The following is a 573-nucleotide window of genomic DNA, read 5'->3' as shown; positions in this document are numbered from 1 at the left end:
ACGGCAATGGCGGCAGAGAGAAAGCGTGCTTGCGGGCTGTTGTATTCCCCGTTTTGATTGAGGTGGTCAAGGTGCTGTTGCGCCACCTCGGGGAAAAGATCGGCGATCAACTCGCCATTTTCATCAAAAATACCGTCTTGCGCGCAAAAGCCGATGAGTTTGTCGGCATTGAGCTTGATCGCCACCTGTGTGGCAATTTCTTCAAACGGCAGGTTGAAATTTTCGCCCGTGACCGACACGCCGATCGGGTTGAGCAGCACGATGGCATTGTTGGCTAGCTGCTGCTCGATGGCGGTGATGTCGATGTGGCGCACCTTGCCGCTGAGTTGGTAGTCCACACCGTCGAGCACGCCGATGGGTTGGGCGGTGACAAAATTGCCGCTGACCACGTTGATGTGGCGCGAGCTGTGGCCGAGGTTGACGGCGCGTAGCGAGAGATAGCCGCTGATATCGAACTGAATTTTGCCGACCACCTGCTTGGCGATATCCAAAGTGCGGTTATCGGTAATGCGAATGTGGCGGTGGAATTCGCTTTTCAAGCCGTGATCACTGAGTGCGGCGTTGATTTGTTGA

The 573-nt window shown here is 55.3% G+C and carries 1 protein-coding gene; it reads right to left on the bottom strand.

Translation table 11 applies throughout. The features are described from left to right. On the bottom strand, window positions 1-573 hold a 573-nt coding region (locus JNC70_RS22825; RefSeq protein WP_374789062.1), incomplete at both ends, for an amino acid kinase family protein.

It is taken from the genome of Brucella oryzae, assembly GCF_041929965.1.
GTDB classification, from domain to species: Bacteria; Pseudomonadota; Alphaproteobacteria; order Rhizobiales; family Rhizobiaceae; genus Brucella; species Brucella oryzae.
This window is presented reverse-complemented; position numbering and strand designations above follow the sequence as displayed.